Source organism: Halomonas tibetensis (assembly GCF_042643535.1).
Taxonomy (GTDB): domain Bacteria; phylum Pseudomonadota; class Gammaproteobacteria; order Pseudomonadales; family Halomonadaceae; genus Halomonas; species Halomonas tibetensis.
Map to the genome: position 1 here is coordinate 147,122 of NZ_JBHRSQ010000014.1, position 23,755 is coordinate 170,876.

Sequence of the window (23,755 nt, forward strand, 5' to 3'; positions counted from 1 at the left end):
GGGCTCCTGGGCGGCATTCTGCAACGTAAGCAACACCGCCGGGGCGCCTGCGGCGCCATTCGCCGGGCAGAGCCCATCTCCCACCAGAAAGAATGGGCCTTTGGGGGTATTGCCTAAGTGGTGAGGCGCTCCACGCTCTCCCCCTGCGCCACACCCCCGGGGCCGAAGCGTCGTTCACCGATCTCGATGCGACCGCTGGCGTGCCAGCCCAGCCAGGTCATGGCGCGAGTGCCATAGCGCTCGCCAACGATGAAGGGTGAGGAGAGCATTCGCTCCATCTCCACGCCCACGCCGGTTTCCGGCAGCTGGTGGTCATCGGCCGGGTGGGGATCGGCCATGGCCGTGATGGCATCCTCGGGCCAACGACCGTGGCGCAGGCAGGCGCCTAGCCCCTGGCGCGCCTCGATCAGCTTGGGCCATGGGGTGTTCAGGCTTGAGTTGGAGAGCCCGTGCAGGCCTGGGGGGATCACGCTAAGAGAAATGCCACCCAGGCCGCGGTGCAGGTGCCACAGCCGGTTCCCGTCGCCGGCCAGCAGGTTGAAGCCGGCAAAGCGTGCGGCTTCGCCTCCGGCCAGGCGGTCGAGCCAGGCGGGGAGGTCGGGGCAGGTGAGGGCGTCTCGCACCAGGTCCCCGCGGCTGGGCGCATCGACCGATACCTTGAGTCGCGGGTCGCGTACGTTGGTGACCGCGGCGAAGCGCCCGCGGCGATGCACCGCCAGCCAGCTGCCGCCGGCCTCGAGGTCGCGGCCGCCGACGATGGCGGGTACATCCGCCCAGCCGGCGAGCGGGGCGGCAGGGCGGTCGTAGAATTCGTCGCGGTTGGCGACCAGCCGCAGCGGCCACGCTTCGCCGGGACGATGGTCAAAGGCAATCAGGCACATGCCGCCAGCTTAGCGGCTCCCGCAGCCCTCGGGAAGCGTTCCGCCGGTGGTCACATCACCGGCCATGACAGCCGGCCACCCCCGACGTACACTCTTTTTCGTCAATCTTTCGCCAATCACATGATCGACCAGGGATAACAATGCGGTTCGATAACCGTCGCCCATCGCGGCGATTACCTTTCACCCTTCGCCTGGTGCTGCTGGTGCAACTCGGCCTGCTGCTGGCGGGTCTGCTGGCACTGCTGCTGGTCGATGCCCCTGGCGGCTGGCTGGCGGCGATGCTGATGGCCTCGGCGTTCAATCTCGTCGTGGCAGTGGCCGTGGCCGTGCGCCAGCCAGGCAGGCATGCCGAGTCCGATGCCAGCGCTCCTGCGCCTCGGCGCCTGGCTGTCGTTGCGCCGGCGAGCGATCCCGTCCCGCCCGGGGATGAGCCGCTGCGTCGCCGCCTGCAGCATCTGGAAGCGGAGCTTGCCCGGCGCGGGCAGCGCCTGGAGCGCCTGGAAGCCGGGCGTGATCGGGCCCGGGAAGAGTCTCGGCTCAAGTCCGACTACCTGACGCTGCTCGGACGTGAGCTCAAGCCGCTCACCAGGAGCCTGGAGTCGCTGCTGACGGCGAAAGATGAGCCCCTCAGCGACCCCCAGCGCCGCGCGCTTGGCGAGCTTCGCGAGCGGCTCGGTGACCTGGCGGTGCTGCTCGAAGGTATCTCCGGTGCAGAACCGGTTGCCGCCGACCCGCCGGCTGCCCAGCGGGTGAGCCGAGTGCTGATTGTCGACGACGGCCCCGTCAATCTTATGCTGGCTCGTCAGGTGCTGGAGCGTCAGGGATTTGAGGTCCGCACCGCTACCAGCGGTGCCGAGGCCCTGGCCTGCCTGGAGCAAGTGCCCTTTGACCTGGTGTTGATGGACATTTTCATGGACGACATGGACGGCATGGAGGCCAGCCGCCGCTGGCGCGACCTCGAGGTCGAGCGCTACCCGGGGCATCGCAGCGTACTGGTGGCGCTGACCGCCAACGCCAGCGAAGAGGATCGCCGTCGTTTTGCCGAGGCAGGGCTGGACGACTATCTGGCCAAACCCTACCGTCCCCAGCAGCTGATCGAACAGGTCAGACATTGGCTGCCGACCCATGTCGACGCCCCGGATACCCCATGATGTTGCGCTCGGCCCTTCAGCGCCGGGCGTCCGATCCTTATGCCCCTGCAAGGAGCTTTGATGCTGAACTATCCCGAGATAGACCCCGTGGCGATTTCCCTGGGCCCCTTCCAGGTGCACTGGTATGGCCTGATGTACGTGGTGGGCTTCGTCGCCGCTTGGTTCCTGGGCCGCCGACGCGCCCCGCGCATTGGCCTCACCCATGACGACATTGGCGACCTGCTGTTCTATGCCGCCATCGGCGTAGTAGTGGGCGGGCGCCTGGGCTACGCGCTGTTCTACGGGTTGGGCCAGTGGGTCGAGGATCCGCTGTGGATCCTGCGGATCTGGGATGGCGGCATGAGCTTCCACGGTGGCCTGGCCGGGGTGCTGTTGGCTTCTTGGTGGTTCGCTCGCAAGAAGGGCCTGGCCTACCTGACGCTCACCGATTTCGTCGCTCCCCTGGCGCCGATCGGCCTGGGCGCCGGGCGTATCGGCAATTTCATCAACCGCGAACTCCCGGGGCGATCCACCGAATTGCCTTGGGGCATGCCGTTTCCCGGCATGGGGCCCCAGCCGCGCCACCCTTCGGCGATCTACGAAGCGGTGCTGGAGGGGCTGGTGCTCTTCCTGGTGCTGTGGTTCGTCTCCGCCAAACCGCGTGCCCGCGGGCTGCTCTCCGGCCTGTTTCTGACGCTGTATGGCATGTTCCGTTTCGCGGTGGAGTTCGTGCGACTGCCCGATGCCCATATCGGCTTCATCGCCTTTGGCTGGGTGACCATGGGGATGCTGCTGACCCTGCCGATGATCGTCGGCGGCCTGGCGCTGATCGCCTGGTCTCGCCGCCAACCGGTGGATGCGAAGGTGTGAATGGTAAGTGATGAGTGATAAAGGGTGAGCGATGAAGGGTGAGTGTTGCTCAGTCGTGTTGAATGAAGCAGGAGGTGGGGTATGCGGCTAACGCCGGAGCAGGTGGCTATCATCAAGCAGACTACTGATGAGATTTTCGGTGATGACGTTAGCGTAAAACTCTTCGGTTCACGCTTGGATGACCATGTGCGGGGAGGGGATATCGACCTGCTGGTTGAGAGTCCGAGCCTGATCGAAAACAAGATGGACAGGATGCTGACCTTGACCGCACGCCTTCAGCTTCGTCTGGGCGATCAGCCGATTGATATTCTGGTGGTTGACCCCAGAACTCCTCTGAACCCTGTTCACCGCCACGCCATGCAGACAGCGATAACGTTGTGATCCTTACTGGTCGCCGGATAAATCCGGCTCCTAAGGGCTGGAGTAGGCGCCCTCCACGTTTTATGCGCACGGTTTATCGCGCGATAGGTAAGGGCCAACCCGTCGCTTTGGCGTGATAATCTGTCGGGTTGTCCGCCCAAGGCTTCAGGGAGCTCCGTCGGGTGTGTAGAATCCCCGCACCTACACACCCTGCCCAGATGAATGCCGTGACCGACCAGACGCTCCCCGCCCTCGAACAGCCCTATCTCGACCTGATGCGCCAGGTGCTCGACCACGGCGTGGCGCGAGACGACCGCACCGGGGTGGGCACCCGTTCGATCTTTGGCCACCAGATGCGCTTCGACCTGGCCCGCGGCTTCCCGCTGGTGACCACCAAGAAGTTGCACACCCGCTCGATCTTCCACGAGCTGCTGTGGTTCCTGGCCGGCGACACCAATATTGCCTACTTGAAGGAAAACGGGGTGCGCATCTGGGATGCCTGGGCCGATGAGAACGGCGACCTGGGCCCGGTATACGGCTACCAGTGGCGCAGCTGGCCCGACCCCCGCGGCGGCCATGTCGATCAGATCGCCGGGCTGATAAAACAGCTGCGCACCAACCTTCAGTCGCGGCGGCTGATCGTCTCCGCCTGGAACCCGGCGCTGGTGGATGAGATGGCCCTGCCGCCGTGCCACTGCCTATTCCAGTTCTACGTGGCCGAGGGGCGTCTCTCCTGCCAGCTTTACCAGCGAAGTGCCGATATCTTCCTGGGTGTGCCCTTCAATATTGCCAGCTATGCGCTGCTGACACAGATGATCGCCCAGGTGGTGGGCCTTGCGCCCGGCGAGTTCATTCATACCCTGGGCGATGCCCATCTCTACCTGAACCACCTGGAGCAGGCTGAGCGGCAGCTGGCGCGCACCCCGCGAGAGGCGCCGACTCTGGCGCTCGACCCGAGGGTGACGGACCTGTTCGACTTTCGCATCGAACACATCGCCATCGAGGGCTATGACCCTCATCCCCACATCAAGGCGCAGGTGGCCGTATGAGCGACGAGACTCTGATTCCCGTGGCGATGATCGCCGCCATGGACCGCAACGGAGTGATCGGCGTGGACAACCAGCTGCCCTGGTACCTGCCCGAGGACCTCAAGTTCTTCAAGCGCATGACCCAGGCCAAGCCGCTGGTGATGGGCCGCAAGACCTTCCAGTCCATCGGCCGGGCGTTGCCGGGTCGTCTCAATATCGTGGTGACCCGGGATCCCGACTTTCACCACGAGGGTATTCGCGTCTGTCACGATCTGGCGTCGGCCCTGGCCCTCGCCGATCAGCAGGCCACCATCGACGGGGCGGAGGAGATCATGGTGATGGGCGGTGCCGAGATCTACGCCCAGGCGCTGGCCTATGCCAGCCGGCTCTATCTGACCGAGGTGGCCATTGAGGTGGAAGGTGACGCCCGCTTCCCCAAACTCGACCGCGCCGAGTGGGAGGAACTGCAACGTCTGCCCGGCAGCCCCGCCGAGGGTCAACCCGCCTATGATTTTGTTGAGTATCGCCGCCGCGGCGTTGGCGAGAACTGACGACATTTGTCATGGGGCGGCATCTGGCACAAACTGGCTCGAAATGCCTCGCTCCCTGGCTCATGCGTGGAGGACAACGGTTTGACCGAGGAACGCTCAATACGCCTGCTGGACGCCCTTGAGGGGCGCACCGATACCCTGCTGGATCGCCTCCGGCAGGAGCGTGAGGCGTGTCTGGTTCTGCAGCAGCGCCTGGCCGAACTGGAGGACGCCCGCCTTGCCCTGGCCGAGAAGAGTCGCGAGCTGATGGAAGAGCGCCGCGAGCTGATCGAAGAGTGCCGAGAGCTCGACGAGCAGAACAGCGAACTTGAAGAGCACAACCGCCACCTTCACGAGCGTCTGGCCAAGAGCCCCGGCGACACCACCTTCCCGCGTCCTGCTCGTCGCTCCCAGGGGCTTTCCGCGCTGATGGGCCGCCGTGCCGCGCCGACTTCTGATGGGATGCGCAACACCTTCGAGGTAAATCGATCCAGGATATCCTCTCCTGTGCCGGCTCAAGCTGACGATGAGCAGGCTGTCGATAAGCAAGCCGTCGATAAGCAAGCCGAACGAGAAGTAGCGAACCCTGCAGAGGGTTCGGTATCTCGGCGAACCGCGGGAGACACCGGTCCGACAGAGTCTTCCATTCCTGCCGGGCAAACGGAAGATTCCGACGCGCAAGCCGCCGGCTCTCCGAACGCTCTCTCCGTCAGCGAGGCGCCTTCTCCCCAGGCGCTGCTCGGCGAGTGGTACCGGCGCTACGGGTCGGCCTTCTTCAAGGGGCACACTCGGCCGCTCAAGGTGGGCATCCATGAGGAGCTGGCAGCGCTTGAGCCCTGGCCCGAGAAGCTGGTGCGTCGTGCGCTGGCCTGCTACGTGAATCTACCGCGCTATCTGAAGGCCGTGCGCGAAGGGGCCGAGCGCATTGATCTGGACGGTAAGCCCGCCGGGGCAGTCGATGCCAAGGCCGCCGAGCACGCCAGAAAGAAGCTCGATCGCCTACAGGCCGAGCGTCGTGGCAAGCCACAGTCCGGCACGCCTCGCCGAGAGGGCCATGTAAGAAGCGAGCGTCGCGAAAAGAGTGAGAACCGTGAAAATGGCGGCGCCAAACGCATCCAATCTGACACAACGTCTGGAGCCAAGCCGGACGATAAGGCCGATCTCGACCCATCCGGCGTGAGTCTTGCTGCCAAGAGCGAACTCAGTGAGTCTGCGCAGATCAATTCGTCGCAAAACAAGCCTATAACGACCAACCCCCGGCCTGCCGCCGAGAAGCGCTTCGTGACCATGGAAGAAAAGCTGGCTGCCCTGGTGGCCAAGCACCGTCAATCCTGAGCGATTCGCACGATGATTGATTTCGGCCCAAGCACGCGTACCGCAGGCGTCAACGAAAGTTCCAGGGGGAGGGGGAAGCTTGTAGGGAAACAGTGTTTTTTCTTGTTGCGTTCCCCTGCCCCCCAGTATAAAGTTCCTCTTGCGAGCATTGGAATATAACAAGGCTTCGCTGAGGCATGCCGCCATGCGAACCGCTTTCCGCGACGGAAACCGGCCAGCAAGAGAAGAGCACACCCGGCAAGCCAGCTGCAGTGACTGCTCCGCGGTCCGCAGGAAAACGATCGAAACAGACTGCTAGTCAAAGGAACCTAACGATGAAAAAGACACTTTTAGCGACTGCTATCGCTGGCGCCATCGCCGCTACCGGCATGATGGCCACCACCGCACAAGCTGCCACCGTTTATGACCAAGATGGCACCAAGGTTGATATCTATGGCCGTATTGCCATGGGTATCCGAGGCGGCGGTCCCGAGTACAATTCTGCTGACGAGCTCGTCAGCAATGATGAAGAGTTTGTCGATGTTTACTCTCGTCTCGGTCTTCGCATGAGCCATGCTGTCACTTCTGACCTGACCGCTTTTGGTCGTCTCGAGTGGCGTTTCAAGGGCGACGAGCGCTACACCGATTCCGGTTTTACCGAGATTCGTCAGAGCTTCCTGGGTCTGCGCAGCGACACCTGGGGTACCGTGCAAGCCGGTAACTTCGACTCTATCTACAACCAGTACGTCTCCATCCCGTTCGATGTCTACATCGATCGCGGCCTGGAGCTCGCCGGTCATCCGATCCAGTCCCGCGGCGATTCCATTGCCTACATGACGCCGAACCTCGAAGGTTTCAGCGTTGCAATGCAGGCCAAGCACTATAGCGATCGTGGTCAGGTTGAGCCGTCCGATGGCACCACCGTGGCCGCCCAGGGCGCCCTGAAGTACGAGATCGACAACCTGCGCCTGGCGCTGGGTGTTGTGGATGATGTCGTCGAAGGCGGCGGCAACGATGAAGTGCTGTACGGCGCTACGGCCTCTTACGAGTTCGTGCCTGGCTTCAGCGGTCGTCTGGGCTACGAGACCCGTAGCGACAACGACGTCTACGGTGGCGGTTTTGACACCTGGGGCCTCGGCATGAGCTACGCCGTCAACCAGTGGGCGTTCAACGCCGACATTTACGATGTCAGCCCGGACAACAGCGACAGCCGCACTTCCTGGGCCGCTGGCACTTACTACAATGTCTCCAGCGCTTTCCAGGTCTTCCTGGAGCTGCAGCAGGCTGATCAGCAGTCCATCAGCATTGAGCTTGACGGCTTGGATTCCGAAGTTACTGCCGATGGCGACGACATGTATTGGCTGACTGGCGCTCGCTACTTCTTCTAAGCGGCTCTCAGCCCTTGTAAGCAGCGACACCGATAGCGCAGTGTAAAGAAGCCGGCCCCCCTTGGGGCCGGCTTTCTTTATAATGGGTCCTGGATTCCCTGGGCAAGCGGCATGGCGGCGACGTCGAGGACACGGCCTGTTACTATCCCGCTATACGCCCATGCAACGGGATGATTCGACCGCTCCGAGGGAGCGCCGGAAATTCGATCGCCGATGACAATTCTCTTCTCTGCCTTTTTCGCCTCGAGCTTGCGTACCCGTGAGGCCGCTTGGCTCGCTGGGTAACTCTGTCGCTGCGCCTACGCCTGCTGCTGGGTATCGGCCTCGGCTGGTTGGTGCTGGTGGCGGCGCTGCTCGGCTACAGCCACCTGAGCGGCGGAAATCTGACTCGCCACGAAAACCTTGTCCACCTGGAGTACGAGGCTCAGCTGGTGGCGGATCAGCTCTCCCGGGAGCTTGCCGAGCGCCAGCGTGTGCTGGCGCGGCTGGCCGACGACATCGCTATCGATGACCCCGAACTCGCGTCGCAGCTGCAGCGCCAGCAGCCGCTGCTGGCGCTGTTCGATCGTCTGATGGTCTTTGATGCCGAGGGCCGGCCCGTCGCCGACTGGCCGCCCTTTCCCGAGGGTGGCCCAGAGATTAACTACCGCCCTTACTTCAAGCACGTGAAGGCCTTTCGCCGTCCCCATGTCAGCGAACCCTACCGAGGCGGTGAGACCGGCATCGACCAGGTGATGGTGATTCACCCGCTGCTCGGCGACGGGGGAGAATTTCTGGGGATTCTCGGCGGTAATACCCGTCTGCGCGACGGAAAGGCCTTCTTGAACCTGCGCGGACGGCGACTGGGAAAGGCAGGGCACCTGATGGTGGCCACCGCCGACGGCCAAGTGATCAGTCACCCGAACGACGCCTGGCTGACCCGATGGCTGCCCGGGCCGGACACCCACCCGCTGGTCGAACAGGCGCTGCTGGGCTGGGAGGGCAGCGGTGAGAGCAACACCCTGGACGGTGAACCTGCGCTGGCTGCCTTTCGCCAGGTGTGGCCGGCCAGCTGGGTGGTGGCCGTCTATCTGCCACTGGCGCAGCTGCAGGCCCCGGTTGACCGCTACGCACGCGAGCTGCGCTGGGTGGGTACCGGCAGCGTGGTGGTAATGCTCCCGATGCTGTGGTGGCTGCTGGGTCTTGGCCTGCGTCCGCTGTATCACCTGGAGCGTCAGATCGGCCGGGTGGGGCAGGGCAAGGCCGAGCGCCTGGAGCTCAACACCGGCATGGTGGAACTGCAGCAGGTCGCCGAGGCGTTCAACCGAGTGGAAGAGGGGCGCCACGAGGCCATGGAGTCCCTGGTGGCTCGCGAAGCCTTTCTGATGTCGGTACTGGCTTCCTCACCGGTGGGGATGTTTCTGACCGACCCTCGCGGCCAGGTGAACTACCTCAACCCGGCGTTGACGGGGCTCTCCGGGATAAGCCCCGAGGACTATCGGCCGCTGGCCTGGTTGCGACGTGTTCACCCGGAAGACCGTAGCCTCTTCCTGGAGGGCTGGCGCCAGGCGCTATTGCCGAGCGGCACCTTGATCCAGCTCTACCGCTTCCGCCGTCCCGAAGGCGACTGGCGCTGGTTTGAGGTGCATGCCAGCCGCGTCAGCGGTGGCGGCCGAGTGCTGGGCTACGTGGGCCTGGTCCAGGACATTACCGATCGCCATCAGCGCGAGCAGCGTCAGCGATGGGAGGCGGAGCACGACCCCCTGACCCGCTGTCTTAATCGACGAGGCTTCGTGCGTCGGTTGAAAGCGGCCTGCGAGCTGTCGCGGCGAAAGGCCGATCATACTCTTGCGCTGGTGATGCTCGACCTGGACCACTTCAAGGTGGTCAACGATAGCGCTGGCCATGCAGTGGGTGATGAGCTTCTGCAAAAGGTGGCCGCGGTGCTGGGTGATGCGATGCGCGATGAGGACGCCGTGGCGCGTCTCGGTGGCGATGAGTTCGCCATGTTGCTGCCCGGCGCGTCCAACGAGGCCGCCAGGGAGATCGCCGAGCGGGTGCGCCAGCGGCTGGTCGCCATCGATTTTCGCCACGGCGGACGCCGTTTCCCCGTCAGCGCTAGCCTTGGCGTTGCGTTTTTCTCCGAAGATGACAACGACGTCAGTCTGGTGGAGCGTGCGGACAAGGCCAGCTATCGGGCCAAGCAGGAGGGGCGCAACCGCGTGGTGATGGCGGATACCTCGCTGTCGCTGGATAACGGCTGAGTTGTCGGCAGACTAGGGCATCTCGAGATGGTTTGCCTGATCGACGTGTCCATGGGGATCTGGGATGATGGGGATATTGGGTTAGGGTAGTTTCCCACGAGTACTTTACAACTTTCTCGACAACCCTCTCGACATGGACACCGCGACGCATGTGGATTCGACAATCCTCCTGTCCGATATGGTGCCGGATACCAATAGCGCTCATGCCACTGCTGTCGGGTATTATCCCGATGGGCAGCTTTTCGGCGTCCGAAGCAGATACTGATGATCCCCTTGGCCTCCATGGTGTCGATCAGGCCCCGAATGACCGGATAGCCGGTCCATGAAGCTTGTGCGCCTCTCTGTGGTAAGCATCACTGCCTGTGTGATCGGCCTTGTCACTCTGCTTCTGGTGGGGCTGAACAGCATGGGTGAGATGCAGGAAAAACAGGCGGAGATCGAGGACCTGATGGCGCTCAACTATCGCATCGGGGAATTCTCCGTGGCCAGCGACGCCCTGCTGGTCAATCGTGCCGATCCAATCGCTATAGAGAATTATCTTGGCGAGGCGGGCTCCCTGAAGCAGACCCTCAGCGCACTGGCGGAGGAGCATCCCAGCGCCCGTCGCGCTATTCACCATATCGATTTCCTGGTTGGCACCCTTTCGGTCGTCTATTCGCAACCCGCCAGGTTCCGGGAAGGCAATGCGTCCCAGCGCCAGGCCGACAGTCCGCTGCTTCTGCCCCTGAGCAGCCAGGTCATCATGAATCAGGTCGCCGGCTACGGCATCGAACTGGATATCGCGCTTCGGGAGGTGACAAGCCAGCGTCGGGCCCAGATTGCCCGCGATGCCAGCTGGGTCGCTGCCGGTTTTGCTGGAGCGGCGGCCATGTTCGGCTTCTTGTGTGTCGGTGCCTTCGCGCTGCTCTTCAGGCGAATCAACGGTCCTCTTCGCGCCCTGTCCCGGGTCGCCCGGCGGGTTAAAGCCGGCGAACATGAGGTTCGCGTTCCCGTGTCGGGCGCCGACGAGTTCGCGGATCTCGCGCGCACCTTCAACCAGATGCTTGACCAGCAGAACGCCATGGTCGAGACACTCTCAGGTGCTCTAGCCACTCGCCGGGCGCTGATTGACTCGCTTCCCGCCCATATTGCCCTGCTGGATGGTGACGGCAAGATTCTTGACGTCAACGACCAGTGGCGGCACTTCGGCACCACCAATGACCAGCCGGACGCGACATTCGGCGTCGGTAGCAACTATCTGTCGATCTGTCGTGCCGCCGAGGGCAACTGCGCCGAGGAAGCATTTGAAGCGGCCGATGGGCTGCAGGCCGTACTGGCGGGCGACAGGGACTCCTTCGCCCTCGAATATCCCTGCCATGCCCCGGACCAGCCTCGTTGGTTCCGTATGATGGCCAGTCGGCTGGCACCCGACCTCGAAACAGAAGGCATGCTGGGCGCCGTGGTGATGCACGTGGACATTACCGGACGCGTACTGGCGGATCAGGAGCTGAAGCGACAGGCCTACCAGGATCCACTGACCGGACTGGCCAATCGGCTGGGCTTCACCGAAGCCTTTTCGCGCCGCCTTGACCAGCACGGCTGGAACCCGCAGGACATCATCGCCCTGCTGGATATCCGGGAAATGCGCAACATCAACGATGCCCATGGCTACGATATCGGCGACCAGCTGCTTACGGAGATGGCGCGTCGCCTTGAAAACCATCTCTCGGATGACACCCTGATCGGTCGTATCAGCGGTGACCAGTTTATTCTCCTGCTGCCCGGTGATGACGCCTCACTCCCCGAAGAACGTCTCGACCGGATGATTCGGATTTTTCATCAGCCGATACGCCTGCCGGGACTGGTTATCGAGGTGGCGGCGCGCGGCGGCTATACCCTGCTGGGTGAGGAGGCGCGCAGCGCCGAAGCCCTGCTCCACGAAGTGGAAATTGCCCTGCATGAGACTCGCCTTCGCGATAGCAGCGAGTTCTATCGCTACGACCGCGAAATGGATCGACTCGCCCAGCAACGCATCGACCTCACCCGAGATCTACGCCTGGCCCTGGAGGAGGATCAGTTCGAGCTGCACTACCAGCCGAAGGTAGACCTCAAGACCGGCGACGTGATCGGCTGCGAGGCGTTGATCCGCTGGATGCACCCGGAGCGCGGTATGCAGATGCCCGGGCAGTTCATCCCTGTCGCCGAACAGAGCCGGTTGATTGGGCCGATTGGCGACTGGGTGCTCTTCCAGGCTTGTCGGCATCTGCAAGAGTGGCAGGAGGCGGGCCTCGACGTGGTCCGGGTCTCGGTTAACGTCTCAGTCGATCAGTTCCGTATGGGGGACTTCACTCACAAGGTGCAGGAGGCCCTCGAGAGGCACGCCATTGATCCAGGGTCGCTGACACTCGAGATCACCGAAAGCGTATTCAGCGAGGAATCCGAGACGCTGCGACAACAGCTCAATGACCTGCATGCGCTGGGGGTGCGGCTTTCCCTGGACGACTTCGGCACCGGCTACTCGTCCTTGCTCTACCTCCAGCAATATCCTTTTGACGAGATCAAGATCGACATGGGGTTTGTTCGAGGCATTCTCGACGAGCCGCTGAACCGTAATATCGTCTCGATGATCCTGGGCATCAGCCAGGTGCTGGGGGCCGACACCGTGGCCGAAGGGGTGGAAAATACCGCCGTTCGGGATGTCCTGCTCGAGTTGGGATGCCGTATAGGCCAAGGGTACTATTACAGCATGCCGCTGGAGGTGGAGGATTTCTGCTGGTTGCTGGAGAAGCAGTCCCGTCTTCCCTTGACACTTCCCTCCCCGAGTCAGTCATGACGTGATTCACAAAGACGTAGGCACTTTTTTCCGCCGGGAGATACGATGAAAGAGACCGACACAAGAGCGGAACATGGGCTCGTCAAACGCCCCACCGGCATTCAAGAACTGGATACGGTCACCCATGGTGGGCTGCCCGCCGGCGGTGCGACCCTGGTGATCGGCGAGCCGGGTTGCGGCAAGACCATCATCGGCCTCCAGATCCTCGCCAGCGCCCTGGCGCGAGGGGAAGGGGGTGTCTTTATGAGCTTCGAGGAGTCCCGCGACCAGATCCTGCGCAATGCCGATGCCTTCCGCTGGGGGCCGCAGCTGCGGGCGTCTTCGCGCTGCGAGATCATCGACGGTCAGGCGATGAGAAGGGCCGAATTCTCCGGTGCCTTCGACATCGATGGGCTGCTCGCGGTGCTCGATCTTTGCGCCAGACGGGTGGAGGGTACCTGGATCGTCCTCGACGGGATCGACCAGCTGCTGCGTCGCCAGCTGGACAGCCAGATGGCCATCGACCAGATCGCCCAGCTCAACGACTGGTGCATCGAGCACAACTATTCCCTGCTGCTGACCGGCAAGCACACGAGTAGCGACCGCACCCAGCCGGATTATCTCAATGGCATCGAGTTCATGCTGTCCACCATCCTGGTGCTGTCGAGCACCCTGGTGGACAAGCGCCTCAATCGCCGCTTTCGCATCGCCAAGTACCGAGGCACTCGCCACAACCCCGACGAGCTTGCCATGCTGATCGACGAGGCCGGCATTCACCTCCCCTATGCGGATCCCTTTATCCCCGAGCTGGTGCCAGCCGCGGGTGAACGTCTCGGTACCGGCGTAGAGCGCCTCGACGAGGTACTGGAAGGCGGCGTCTATCGCGGCTCGATCACGCTGGTGTCCGGCCAGCCAGGTACTTCCAAGACCACGCTGGGAGCAGCGTTTGTCGCGGCCGCCGCTCGGCGCGGCGAGCGCGCGCTACTGGTCAGTTTCGACGAGTTCACCCGTCAGATCGTGCGCAATGTGGCAACCCTGGGCATCGATCTGCAGACCCCTATCGACAGCGGCCACCTGAAAGTCGTTGCCCGGGCGAGCTGGGGGGCGCTGGTGGAAGAGCACTATATGGCCATGCTGAAACTGCTTGAAGACTTTCAGCCGGACTGCCTGGTCATCGACCCGGCCTCGGCGCTGCTAAAGTCGTCGGACGCCGACAGCGCCTTCCTCGCCCTGGAGCGCCTGTTGGCCGTGACGCGTAGCCGGGGCATCACCCTGATGCTCACCTCGCTGTCCGAGGCCGACGATCCCTTCGGCGAATCCAGCCTGAGCCATGCTTCGACCCTCGCGGATACCTGGATCGTGCTGCGCTACCAGGTCCATGGCGGCGAGCGCAATCGCTCGCTGTCGGTAGTCAAGTCCAGGGGCACGGCCCACTCCAATCAGGTTCGCGAGATGACGCTCTCTCCCCAGGGTATCGAACTCGCCGACGTCTACCCTTATGGCAGCGAAGTCCTGATGGGCACCGCACGCGTTCAGAAGGAGAGTGAGGAAGCCGTCCGGCGGCAGCGTCAGCTCAAGGAACGCCTTCGCCAGCAACATGGCCTGGAACGAGAGATCGACAAGACCCGCGGCCTTATCCTGCAGGGGCAGGAGGAACTTGCCCGGCTGCAGGAGGAATTGACGGCCGAGAGTCACGACCAGAAGGAAGTGGATCGCGGGGCGGACCGGCATCAGGACAACGTCATACAACGCCGTAATCCCGGCCAGGGAGGGCTCGACCAGTGAACCTCTCACCAGCCGACGATACCCACCCGAAGCGTACCTCTCTTATCCTGTTTGTTACCGGAGAGGCACCCCGTTCCCGTCGGGCCCACCACAACCTGAACGCCGCCCTTGACGACAGCAACCTCGATATCGCGCCTGCCCGCGAGATTGACTTGCTGCGTGAACCACAGCAGGCCATCAGCTTCGGCATTTTTGCCACGCCAGCCCTGATGCGCGTCGATGCCTCGGGAAACCGAAGAGTGCTCTACGGAGATCTCTCCGATAAACGCCGCCTGAAAGACTTTCTCGCGGCGCTTTGACGCCGATGGCGAGAAACCAGGCTACATCACGTATCCCATCGACATGAGCATTGGAGAGCAAGCAATAATGGCCCGATTTCACTATGGATTTCTGCAAGGCTTTCCCTGTTCTCGGCCGCTCCCCTTGCGCGACCTGACCGTCATGCCGGAATGCCTGTCCGCCCATGCCTGACAACACCGATCTTGGCTCAGCTGGGTACGAAACGCTCCGCCTACAGGCCCTTGCCGACTATGAAATCCTCGACACGCCTAAGGAATCAGCGTTCGATGAAATCACCGAAGTGGCCTCGATCATCTGCGAGGCTCCCATCGCCGTGGTCAATTTCATTGACCGCGATCGGCAGTGGTTCAAGTCGGAAAAGGGGCTGGGGATGCGAGAGACCGCGCTGGATATCTCGATCTGCAGGTATGCCATCCTTCAACGGGGGCTGTTCATCATACCCGACACCACCCGGGACCCACGTTTCGCCAATAACCCCCTGGTGACCGGTGACCCGCACCTGCGTTTCTATGCCGGGGCTCTGCTGGAAAGTCGGGACGGCTACCCGCTGGGGACGCTGTGCGTGCTCGACTATCGTCCCCGCGAACTAAGCGAGCGACAGCGCTTCGCGCTCCAGGCCCTCGCCAACCAGGTGATGGCGCACATGGAGCTGATGCATGCTCACCGTGAACAGGTTGAGCTGGTAAGCCAGTTGGAGGCAACGCGGAAGGAACTGTCCAAGTTGGCTACCACCGATCCGCTCACAGGGTTGCTCAACCGCCGGGCCTTTGAGCAGCGTCTCGATCAGGAAGTCTCGCTGATCAAGCGCGGTGCCCCCCCCGCCGCCCTAATCATGATTGACCTGGACCATTTCAAGACCGTCAACGATACCCTGGGCCACCAGGCCGGTGATGAGGTTCTCGTGCGTTTTTCCGATCTATGTCGGGAGGCATTTCGGCAGGCCGACGTGATTGGCCGTTGGGGCGGAGAGGAATTCGTGGTTCTGTTGCCGAGATCCACCGTGACGGAAGCGCAGCATGCCGCCAAGCGTCTTCAGGAGCTCCTAACCACCACGCCAATGCTGGAGAACATCTCCCCACCGCCTTACATCACCGCCAGCGCCGGCATTTGCTTACTGACCGGCTCCAGCAACATGGATGAGTGTTTTAAGAGAGCCGACGAGCTTCTTTACCAAGCCAAGGAGCAGGGCCGCAATCGCTTGGTCTGTGAACCTTGAGGAACATTTTCTTCGCGCTAGCTCAGCGACTCGACGGCCGCGTTGACAAACACAATGTGCGGCTCGATAGGCCTGATGAAGACCGAGATCTTCACCCCGTTACCACCCTATCCCGCCCTAAGGCCTTGGCCTCGTAGAGTCGCTGGTCACCGACACGCATGAGAGAGTCCATGTCCTTGCCGTCTTGCCCCATTTGCGCGCAGCCAGCGCTGACAGTGATGTTCACCACCTTGTCTTGCTGCCTGATCTCCAGAGCGTGAATGGCCGAACGTATGCGCTCGGCTATCTCACTCGCCTGTTGAATATCGGCATCAGGCAGCAGGATCTGGAATTCTTCCCCACCCATCCGGGCCAGCAGATCAGTGGGCCTCAGGTTCTCTTGCATTGTGGAGGCCACATCCTTGAGCACCTGGTCACCGATTTGGTGCCCATGGACGTCATTGACGGTCTTGAAGTGGTCGAGATCCAGACACAGGAGCGATAAAGGCGTGCCGTTGCGCTGCGCCCGGGCGAGTTCCTTTTTCACCTGTGTCATGAACTGGCGTCGATTGGCTACACCGGTGAGTGGGTCGATTGAAGCAAGCTGTTCGAGCAGGCGGTTGGCCTCCTGTAAGGCTTTCGTTCGTTCGGCTACGCGGTGTTCCAGTTTTTCTTCCAATCGCTTCAGTTCGGTCAGATCGTGCTGCACGCCAACGAAGTGGGTCACCTGGCCATGGGAATCGCATACCGGGGCCAGACTCAGCTGAACCCACAGCGGCTGGCCGTCACGACGGTAGTTGCGCACCAGGGTCTGTACCGGCTGCTTGCGGCACAAGGCATCGCGAGCCTCTTTCACCCCTTTCTGGTCCTCTTCGCCGTGCTGCAGGAAGCGGCAGTTGCGGCCAATGGCCTCGCCGCGCGAATACCCGAACAGGGTTTCGAAGGTGTCGTTGACCCAGATGATGGGGGCGTCGGGGCGCCGTGCATCGGTGATGATGACCGCGTCGTTGATGGCTTCCATCGCGTGTTCGAACAGGCGCAGCCGCATACGTTGAGTTTCGATCTCGCGCAGCAGCAGGCTAACGCCAATCCCCACGATGGCCGTGACCGCGAGAAATTCCTGCAGGGCGAGAACGGCACCTTCCGGCTCCTCGCCGTGCAGCGGCCAGGACCCATGCACGGTTCGGGCGATGGCGACCGCGGCCACCACCGCGACCAGCGTCGCCGCACCGGGCACGCCAAAGCGTGCCGCCGCCCACAGCACCGGCGGCAGCAGCAGTACCAGCGACAGTGGATGACCGCCATCCTCTGCGTCTGCCGTGGCCATTAAGACCAGGCCCATAACGCCAAGCAGCAGAAGCAGCGCACCCGCCTCGATAAGACGCGTGCGGGTCCAGATGTGGAGTATGTCGCGGTACTGGCGTGCCAAGATGACCAGCAGCGGCGTCAGCAGCACAAGCCCCAGGGCATCGCCGAACCACCACAACTGCCAGTGGGCAAGATACTCGATCCCCTCTACGGCCAGTCCGCGATACACCGCCGCACCGAATAGCGCGGCGGTACCGGCCGCTAGCAAGGGGGCGAACAGCAGGAAGTAGCCCCCGCGGGCGAGGCTGTCAAAATCGAAGCGGGGACCGGTGATCCAGCGGATCAGTGAGGCCGCGAGGAAGACCTCGAACAGGTTGACCAGGCCGAAGGATACTGCCGCCCACAGCGGAAAGGCGGGGATATCCGCGATGACCTCCGCGGCCATCACCGCCGGGATAATCCAGGCCCAGCGGTGCAAGGGCAGCAGTAGTAGTGCCGCCAGTGCCACAGCATTGGGGGGCCAGATGATGGCATTGCCTTCTGGCGAGATGGTCTGGGTCACCCCTAGCCAGGCCCCGGCGAAATAGCCCAGCCCGACCAAGGCCATGGTGGCCAGACCGATCAGCCATTCGGGTCGTTGTGCTTGCGGCTTCGTGTGCATGCTTTCCTGTCGGGATGCCCGGTCGATGCCGCCACCGCTGGGGATTTTGTAATCCAGGCCTCTACAAGGGCCGTTACTTATACATCAGTTTGCGCTTATTTTTTGGGGCCAGCCACCCAACCAAAGGCTGGGTTGTATCGTGGAACCGCAGTGCTTCCGCCCAGTTCATCAATGAGACCTACGACCAGCTGACCATGGAAACCGCCATGGGCGAGGGCGAGCAGTGGCCCGCCGCCGAGTGTCCCGAGTGGCGGGCGTGGCAGCAGGAACACGAAGGCGCCCTGGAGCTGGTGGTGGAGGCAGACCTGACGCCGGGCAGTGCCCCCTGGGTCTCGCACTAGACGCTGGGCGGCGCGGCCAGGCTGATCCTGCGACCGCTGCAGTACGACCTGCTGGACAGCAACGCCACCCGCATGCCGAACTTGGCTCTGAAGATCGGGCAAGACGCTGGACCTGCGCTCCGGGGTGGAAGGGGATGATGATACCCATGAGGTGAGCCTGGGGCTGTCGTGGTATTTCTGAGGTGACTGGAAGGGATCTCAACGATTGCTCGACGCTTTAGCTGTATCAGTCGTTGCTGATCCGGCACGAGCTCACGTGCAGTATGAGCGCCAAGGGCAATTGCTATGACAACGCCTGCGCGAGAGCTTCTTCCATAGCCTCAAGGTCGAAGCCGTCCATGGCGAGCGATACGAGACGCGGGACAACATGTGGCGACAGGTGTTCGAGTACATCGAGTTGGACTACAACCGGCAGCGCCGGCACAGTGCAATCGGGATGATCAGCCCAGAGGCTTTTGAGACTCGAATGATCGCTTAGATCGGTGTCCACCAAAGCTGGGTAAGATCAAGTTATCTATCAGCCCAGCTGTCGACGCCAGCGGTTTTCAATCGTATCGAGCTCAGCTGGGCCGTAATGCGCTCGATCGCTACCGCTGTAATGCGCCCAGAGCTGATCACCGTAGTCGTAGTGCCACCACTCGCTGGGCAAGTTGGTAAATCTCGCTTCCTGCATCACACGGTAGAGCAGGCGTCGATTGTCACGGGCCTGGCGCTGAGCAGCGGTCAGTTCAGGCAATATTTCAAAATAATCGGAGTGTGATTCTGGGATAGCCTCATCAAACTGTGTGCCCATGTCGAGGGGCATGCCATCGGCGTCACACAAGGTGACATCCACCGCGCCGCCCGTCAGATGTGGACTCGGTGCCGCCGGATCTCGGCTCGGGAGCGAAACAAACTCTCGAGTGCGCTCCATGAGCTCAGCATCATCAAGCGCGGGATGATGGTGGTGAATGGCTTCATTTAGCGTATCGAACAGATACTGTTGCACGCGCCACGGCCGCCAACCGTCAAGAACCACCATACCAATCCCATACGGTAATCGGCGTGCTGCATCGAGAAGTGCCCGATAAACCCCCTCGCGGACAAAGCATTCTGGCACAGCGCCTGGGACCCCCAGTCGTGCATAGGCGGGAAATACCTTGATGGGCTCAGGCGCGAGGCTCATCGGAACCAGTCGCTCACCGCACTCCACAATTGGGAGGGTGGTTACGCGCTCCCAATCGGGCGAATGGCGGCTTGGGACTTTGTGGAAAGTGGCGCTTTCAGCGCTTGAGGAATCAGAAGTCGACATCGTCTTATCCAAGTACATTGGGCAGCCACAGCGTAAGCGAGGGAAACAAGATCAGCAGCAGTAGAACCGCGATGGCCGTAAGCACGAACGGCCAGATAGTCCGAAACAGTGAGACGATCTCCAACTTGCTTACTGCCGCAGCCACAAACACGCAGGCCCCCATGGGCGGAGTGATCAGCGCAATCGTGATATTGAGTGTGATGATGATGCCCAGGTGGATGGGGTCGACCCCGGCCATCATGGCGACAGGGGCAATGATTGGCGTTAGCAGCATGAGCGCCGAGACTTCCTCCATGAACATCCCGGTGACGAAAGTAATCCCACTGAGCATCAACAGAATCAAAAAGCTGTTATCGATATAGGGGGACAGCAGGGTGACAAACTGAGCCGGCACCTGGGCGTAAGAGAGCAACCAGCTGATGGTGGCTGACGCCGCCATAATCAGGAAAATGGCCGATGTAAGGCGAGCGGTGTCGACAATGGCCAACCAGAACTGAGTCAGCCTGAGACCACCCAGTACGATGCCGCACATCGCAACATAAAGTGCAGTCAAGGCGCCCGATTCAGTTGGAGTGACGAACCCCATCACGATGCCGGCCACAATGATGAACGGAGCCACCAGGGCCGGTAGGGCGGCCACCGCTGCCAACCCGAGCTCTTTGCCGGAGGGCAACTTGCCCCGTTTTGGCAGATCGTTTCGCCAGGCGTACCAAGCATTCATTCCCATGAACGCCATTCCCAGCAGCAGGCCAGGGATCACCCCAGCCAGAAAGAGGTCGCCCACTGAGGTGTTGGTGAGCGAAGCATAAAGGATCATAAAGATACTGGGCGGGATGATCGGCCCGATGAGTGAGCTGCCTGCCGTGAGGCCAGCCGCGAATGCGCGTGAGTAACCCTCCCGCTCCATTGCTGGCACTAGCAGCGAGCCAAGCGCAGAGGTATCGGCTACCGCTGAGCCGTTGACGCCAGCAAAGAACACGCTGGACACTACGTTGACATGCCCCATGCCCCCGCGGAAGTGACCGACCAGAAGGCGAGCTAGCCCCATCAGCCGCTCGGTCAGTCCGCTGACGTTCATTAGGTTCCCCGCCAGGATGAATAGTGGAATCGCCATCAGAGAAAAGACATTGATTCCCCCAAAGAACTGCTGAGGCATCATGCGTGGGATCATGGAAGGGTCGACAAATAGAAAGCCGACCAGCGCTGTCGTGAGTAGCGCAATGAACAATGGTAGCCCGAGAAGCACATGGCCCAGGAATACGGCCAGCATGGTCAGGATCATGATGCGGCCTCGTCTGTTGCAACTCGCAGGGGAGCGGGGCCATACCAGAGTGCATGCCAGGCCAGTAGGGCAAAGCCGATAGGTAGGGACATCATCGGTATCGTTCGGCTGATACCAAGCCCCGAGGTGGTAAACATGCTGACAGAGTTGGCGTAGCGGTAGCTGACCCAGGCACCACCTAGTGCAAGGCCGAGGGTTAGTAGCCACTGGTAGACATTTAACAGGCGAGTCAAAGAGGCCGGCAGGAGGCGCTCGATTAGCGCGACACGCATGTGACCGCCTTCTACCCACACTGCCCCCGCCGCAATCATCACGGTTCCGATGATGAGAAAACGTGATAGCTCATCGGTCCAGATGGGGGCGCCACCGGCAAAATAACGCATGAAGACGCCATAAAGGATGGCGGTTAGATTGATCAGCAGCAGGCTGGCGGCGAGTGTCAGCGACAAAGGTCTGCTGATCGCCAACACGCGAGAGCGCAGTGACGACATGGTTAATGTCCTGTGAGAAAAAAATGGGCCGGGAAATCCGGCCCAAGAGATATGTGCCAGAGATCAGTCGAGCAGATCGGCCATGCCGGCATCTTCAAGAGCCATGTTGATCCACTGTTGGTCAATACCGCGCTCTGACAGCCATTCAAGGTAGGCCGGCTGGCCAATATCACGGAAGGCGGTCAGATCCTCATCGGAAGGACGAATCACTTCCATACCTTGCTCCTCGAGGAAGGCGATGCGTTCCTCCACCTGCCCTTCGTTGTGAACGCGGGCGTTATGGTTGGCCTCTGCAACGGCTTCCATGAATGCCTCACGCACCTCTTCATTCCAGCTACTGATCATTTGGCTGTTGCCGACCAGAAATTGGTTCGAGTACTGAATGTTGGCGAGCGTCAGGTAGTCCTGAACCTCATAGAGGCTGCCCAGAATAATGTACATGGGCGGGTTCATCTGACCGTCGGCCACTCCAGTGCGCAACGCCATGTACACTTCCGTCCATGGGATCGGTGTGCCAGACGCCCCGAAGGACTCATAGAGGGCGACTTGGCTGGGGTCCATGGCCCGGAAGCGCAGGTCCTCAAAGTCATTGGGATGTGTGATTGGCTTTTCGTTGTTGGTGAAAGCCAGGAAGCCTCCCTCCTCAACGACCGCCAGCATGTCGACACCGGCACGCTCACGGAGCGTAGCCTCGATCTCGCGCCAGTAGTCACCTTCGTCGAAGAAGTGGCGAGCCGCGTCAAAGTCGTCAAACAAAAAAGGGATCGAACTGACAAAGATTTCGTCAACCAGCGGAGAGATGCCTGCGAACGATGCCACGTTCAGATTGGGCGTACTCATGGTCTGCTCCATACGCTCCTCTTCCTCTCCCAGCATGCTGTTGGGATAGAGCTCCAACTGGATTTCCCCTCCGGTTTTGTCTTCAACCAGATCCTTGAGATTGGTGGCGAAGACGTGAACGGCGTTCTTGTCGGGATCGGGTGCACCGTTGTAGCTCAGGTTGATTGTTGTTGCCGCCATGGCTTGGCTGGTGAGCAGCGCGGCCCCGAGCAGGCAGGCAGACGTCAGGGCGGTGAGTGGAAAGCGCTTAGACACAGGCATGGGCAAAATCCTTGTTCTTGATTGAGTGACATTAGGAGAGTAGGAATTGATGCGTTGACTATGCAATACCCAAAGCGTTGCAAAAAAGTCAACACTTAGGCTCGTGCTGCCAGTACCCTCGGTGCATCGGCCCGGAAAAAACGCATGCCGTCACTGAGGTGGATGAGGCAAGTGCATGCGGCTACGGTTAGCTCGCGGCCGGCCAGGCTCACAATTTGGGCACGCGCTTCACTCATGATGGGATATGTCATGGGCAGATGGTGAATCTCGCCGCGCTGGATTTCTTCCATCACTGTTAGCTCCGGCATGAACGTCACCCCGATGCCGGAACGCACGAAGTTTTTCAGCACTGCCACCGAGTTGGTATGCAGCCGAGCCTGGAGGTGTAAGCGCTCCTGATGAGCCACCATATTGACCATCTGACGCATTCCAAACGGGTTGTCCATGAGCGCCAAGGGCCAGTCGACCAGGTCTCGCAACTGGAGAGGGTGTCTCAGGACGAGTAAGGGGTGATCAGGAGGAACAATCAAGTCGAGGGGCTGGCGTGTCTCGACATGACAGTGAAGCGCTGGATCCACCGGTGGAGCGTAGAGCAAGGCGAGATCCACCTCACTGTCCTTCACCAGGGACATAGCCTCATTGACGCCGGCCATGCGAATTTCCACTTCGATGCCGGGAAAGGCGTTCATGAAGGCATTCATCGGTTCGGCGATGAGATCGGCAACGAATCCTTCCCCGACGGCAATGCGCACCTCACCACGGGCTACCCCCTGGAGGGCCGCTAACTGGGATAACAGCGACTCCTCGGCAGAGCGCTGGGCGTGAAAGTGCTGAACCAAAAGCTTGCCGGCTTCAGTGGCACGCATGCCGCCTCCATAGCGTTCGCAGACCCGAACACCCAGATCTTCCTCGAGTTGCTTAAGCTGACGGCTGATCGCGGAGGGATCAATGTTCAGCTGTGCGGCGGCACGTCGTAATGAGCCGCGTCGAATCACTTCATTCAGGTAGGCAAGCGCACGAGGATTCAGCATCAATGGCCTTTATCAGGGGTAGGGAAGTAGGGTCCCGGATGGCCTCATCCGTATGGGGGGGCTTTCCCACCGGGCGGTATCCGCGGAAGTGTTCCGAATCGAGTGGAACCATACGCTCATGTCGCTAACGCGCTACTGCTCTGAGCACTGGACAGGACTCAGGGTCAAGCATGGGGGTCGTGTTACTAAAACTAGGGGGCGAGCTAGGTGGCGGGGGTGGTTCTGATTGGATTGTTAAGCGAGGGATCGGAGCTAAACTGTTGAATTAATTGGTGCCCCCAGCACGATTCGAACGTGCGACCTTCCCCTTAGGAGGGGGACGCTCTATCCAGCTGAGCTATGGGGGCCAAGCGCTGCGCATTATAGGGAAAGTCGTCCTGGAGTGAAACCGCGCGGGACGATGCGGGGTGAGATGGTGATGCTGCGTTACCTTG

Annotated in this window: 20 protein-coding genes, 1 tRNA gene and 1 pseudogene; 14 read left to right on the forward strand and 8 right to left on the reverse strand. The window is 61.4% G+C overall.

All coding sequences use genetic code 11. From position 1 onward, the window contains the following. Positions 1-113: 113 nt before the first annotated feature. On the reverse strand, positions 114-881 hold the full coding sequence (locus ACFODV_RS11270) for an NRDE family protein (protein ID WP_379759220.1): 768 nt from the start codon (positions 879-881) through the stop codon (positions 114-116). Between the two features lie 140 nt (positions 882-1,021). Between ACFODV_RS11270 and ACFODV_RS11275 the strand changes: the two genes are divergently transcribed. The 12 genes from ACFODV_RS11275 (at position 1,022) to ACFODV_RS11330 (ending at position 15,836) form a co-directional block, all read left to right on the forward strand. Further along, the gene (locus ACFODV_RS11275) at positions 1,022-2,032 is read left to right on the forward strand and encodes a response regulator (protein ID WP_379759223.1); all 1,011 of its coding nucleotides are present in this window, start codon (positions 1,022-1,024) and stop codon (positions 2,030-2,032) included. 60 nt (positions 2,033-2,092) lie between these two features. Then, complete coding sequence (gene lgt, locus ACFODV_RS11280; protein ID WP_379759226.1) at positions 2,093-2,881, forward strand: prolipoprotein diacylglyceryl transferase; 789 nt, start codon at positions 2,093-2,095, stop codon at positions 2,879-2,881. An 81-nt stretch (positions 2,882-2,962) separates the two neighbouring features. Continuing rightward, positions 2,963-3,262 carry a nucleotidyltransferase domain-containing protein gene (locus ACFODV_RS11285; RefSeq protein ID WP_379759229.1) on the forward strand — a complete coding sequence of 100 codons (300 nt, stop codon included), beginning with the start codon at positions 2,963-2,965 and terminating at the stop codon, positions 3,260-3,262. Between the two features lie 197 nt (positions 3,263-3,459). Continuing rightward, a complete protein-coding gene (locus tag ACFODV_RS11290) occupies positions 3,460-4,290 on the forward strand; it encodes a thymidylate synthase (RefSeq protein WP_379759538.1) in 831 nt (276 codons plus the stop codon). Beyond that, positions 4,287-4,820 (forward strand): dihydrofolate reductase, encoded by a 534-nt coding sequence (locus ACFODV_RS11295; protein ID WP_379759232.1) that lies wholly within the window; start codon positions 4,287-4,289, stop codon positions 4,818-4,820. Before ACFODV_RS11290 ends, ACFODV_RS11295 begins: the two co-directional genes overlap by 4 nt. A gap of 81 nt (positions 4,821-4,901) precedes the next feature. Further along, complete coding sequence (locus ACFODV_RS11300; protein WP_379759235.1) at positions 4,902-6,134, forward strand: ProQ/FINO family protein; 1,233 nt, start codon at positions 4,902-4,904, stop codon at positions 6,132-6,134. Positions 6,135-6,448: 314 nt separating this feature from the next. Then, positions 6,449-7,501, forward strand: a complete 1,053-nt coding sequence (locus tag ACFODV_RS11305) for a porin (protein WP_379759238.1) — start codon at positions 6,449-6,451, stop codon at positions 7,499-7,501. A gap of 269 nt (positions 7,502-7,770) precedes the next feature. Continuing rightward, positions 7,771-9,744, forward strand: a complete 1,974-nt coding sequence (locus tag ACFODV_RS11310) for a sensor domain-containing diguanylate cyclase (RefSeq protein WP_379759241.1) — start codon at positions 7,771-7,773, stop codon at positions 9,742-9,744. A 322-nt stretch (positions 9,745-10,066) separates the two neighbouring features. Then, entirely contained in the window at positions 10,067-12,556 is a 2,490-nt protein-coding gene (locus ACFODV_RS11315) for an EAL domain-containing protein (protein WP_379759244.1), read from the forward strand. A gap of 45 nt (positions 12,557-12,601) precedes the next feature. Then, a complete protein-coding gene (locus tag ACFODV_RS11320) occupies positions 12,602-14,320 on the forward strand; it encodes an ATPase domain-containing protein (protein ID WP_379759247.1) in 1,719 nt (572 codons plus the stop codon). Continuing rightward, positions 14,317-14,619, forward strand: coding sequence for a circadian clock KaiB family protein (locus tag ACFODV_RS11325; protein WP_379759250.1), 303 nt, complete (start codon positions 14,317-14,319; stop codon positions 14,617-14,619). Before ACFODV_RS11320 ends, ACFODV_RS11325 begins: the two co-directional genes overlap by 4 nt. A 164-nt stretch (positions 14,620-14,783) precedes the next feature. Further along, positions 14,784-15,836, forward strand: a complete 1,053-nt coding sequence (locus tag ACFODV_RS11330; RefSeq protein WP_379759253.1) for a GGDEF domain-containing protein — start codon at positions 14,784-14,786, stop codon at positions 15,834-15,836. A gap of 91 nt (positions 15,837-15,927) precedes the next feature. Here ACFODV_RS11330 and ACFODV_RS11335 read toward each other — a convergent pair whose 3' ends face one another. After that, positions 15,928-17,784 carry a diguanylate cyclase gene (locus tag ACFODV_RS11335; RefSeq protein ID WP_379759256.1) on the reverse strand — a complete coding sequence of 619 codons (1,857 nt, stop codon included), beginning with the start codon at positions 17,782-17,784 and terminating at the stop codon, positions 15,928-15,930. Positions 17,785-17,978: 194 nt separating this feature from the next. Here ACFODV_RS11335 and ACFODV_RS11340 point away from each other — a divergent pair, with 194 nt between their 5' ends. Continuing rightward, on the forward strand, positions 17,979-18,125 hold the full coding sequence (locus ACFODV_RS11340) for a hypothetical protein (protein WP_379759259.1): 147 nt from the start codon (positions 17,979-17,981) through the stop codon (positions 18,123-18,125). Between the two features lie 224 nt (positions 18,126-18,349). Next, a pseudogene (locus ACFODV_RS11345) lies at positions 18,350-18,603 on the forward strand (IS3 family transposase); the annotation flags it as partial. A 39-nt stretch (positions 18,604-18,642) separates the two neighbouring features. Here the strand turns inward: ACFODV_RS11345 and ACFODV_RS11350 are convergent. The 6 genes from ACFODV_RS11350 to ACFODV_RS11375 form a co-directional block, all read right to left on the reverse strand. Further along, positions 18,643-19,416 carry a M15 family metallopeptidase gene (locus ACFODV_RS11350; RefSeq protein WP_379759262.1) on the reverse strand — a complete coding sequence of 258 codons (774 nt, stop codon included), beginning with the start codon at positions 19,414-19,416 and terminating at the stop codon, positions 18,643-18,645. Positions 19,417-19,420: 4 nt separating this feature from the next. Further along, positions 19,421-20,698 carry a TRAP transporter large permease gene (locus ACFODV_RS11355; RefSeq protein WP_379759265.1) on the reverse strand — a complete coding sequence of 426 codons (1,278 nt, stop codon included), beginning with the start codon at positions 20,696-20,698 and terminating at the stop codon, positions 19,421-19,423. Further along, positions 20,695-21,189, reverse strand: coding sequence for a TRAP transporter small permease (locus ACFODV_RS11360; protein WP_379759268.1), 495 nt, complete (start codon positions 21,187-21,189; stop codon positions 20,695-20,697). The genes ACFODV_RS11355 and ACFODV_RS11360 overlap by 4 nt, the downstream gene beginning before the upstream one ends. A 63-nt stretch (positions 21,190-21,252) precedes the next feature. Next, positions 21,253-22,209: a TRAP transporter substrate-binding protein DctP gene (gene dctP / locus ACFODV_RS11365; RefSeq protein ID WP_379759541.1), complete on the reverse strand. Its 957-nt coding sequence runs from the start codon at positions 22,207-22,209 to the stop codon at positions 21,253-21,255. A gap of 176 nt (positions 22,210-22,385) precedes the next feature. Continuing rightward, on the reverse strand, positions 22,386-23,321 hold the full coding sequence (locus tag ACFODV_RS11370; protein ID WP_379759271.1) for a LysR family transcriptional regulator: 936 nt from the start codon (positions 23,319-23,321) through the stop codon (positions 22,386-22,388). Between the two features lie 270 nt (positions 23,322-23,591). Then, a tRNA-Arg gene (locus tag ACFODV_RS11375) sits at positions 23,592-23,668 on the reverse strand. Positions 23,669-23,755 lie beyond the last annotated feature (87 nt).